Consider the following 1,079-nt stretch of genomic DNA (forward strand, 5'->3'; position numbering starts at 1 on the left):
GCCGTGGTGATCACGGGTGCACCCGGCACCAGCGTGTCGACCGTGACGTTCAGCGGGGCCGAGACCACGCTGAGGTTGCCCGCCGCATCGCGCGCCGTGGCCGTCAGCGTCGAGGTGCCCTCCGGCAGCGGCGTGGTCGGGGTCAGCGAGAAGCTGCCGTCGGCCGCCGTCACCGCCGTGCCGATCACCGTGCCGTTGCTGGTGATCGTCACCACCGTCGAGCCGATCTCCGCCCGGCCCGTGATGGTGGGCGTGGCATCGTTGATCGGGCCCGTGAACGGCGTCAGCGTCGGCACAGTCGGCGCGGCCGTGTCGATGGTCAGCGGCGTGCTGGCCGAGACCAGCGAGACATTGCCGGCCGCGTCCGTGGCGGTCGCCGTCAGGTTGGCCGTGCCCTCCAGCAGCGCGGCCGTCGGGGTGAAGCTGAAGTTGCCGTTCGGTCCCGCCACCGTGGTGCCCAGCACCGCGCCGTTGTTGAGGATCGTCACCGTGGTGCCGGCCTCGGCCCTGCCCGTGATGGTGGGCGTGGTGTCGTTGGTCGGGCCCGCAAAGGCCGTGATGCTGGGAGCGAGCGGATCGACGGTGTCGACCAAGACCGTCACGGGTGCGGCGGCCGAGGGCGTGCCGCCCGGGGTCGTGGCGGTGACCGCGAGCGTGGTGCTGCCGTCTGCCAGCGGCGTGGTCAGCTCCACGCTGAAGCTGCCGTTGCCCGCTACCGTGCCGGTGCCGACGGTGGTGCCGTTGCTGGTGATGGTGATCAGATCACCGGCGGTGCCGGTGCCGGTGATCACCGGCGTGTTGTCGTCGGTGGGCGGGAGGAAGTTGACCTGGGGTGCGCCGGGCACCCGGGTATCGATGGTGACCGGGGTGGCGGCGGACGGGGCCGAAAGGTTGCCGGCCGCGTCCGTGGCGGTCGCCGTGAGGTTGGCGGTGCCGTTGGGCAGCGGCACGGTCGGGGTCAGCGAGAAGCTGCCGTTGGCCGCAGCCGTGGTTGTGCCCAGCACGGTGGTGCCGGACACGACCGTAACGGTGGCGCCCGCCTCGGCCGTGCCGGTGATGGTCGGGGTGGCGTCGTTGGT

1 protein-coding gene is annotated in these 1,079 nt (G+C 72.3%); it reads right to left on the bottom strand.

Translation table 11 applies throughout. The features are described from left to right. Positions 1–1,079: Ig-like domain-containing protein (locus F6X53_RS32005; RefSeq protein ID WP_244965649.1), on the bottom strand; the 1,079-nt coding region annotated here is incomplete at both ends.

Origin of the sequence: Methylobacterium soli (assembly GCF_008806385.1) — a bacterium.
Taxonomy (GTDB): domain Bacteria; phylum Pseudomonadota; class Alphaproteobacteria; order Rhizobiales; family Beijerinckiaceae; genus Methylobacterium; species Methylobacterium soli.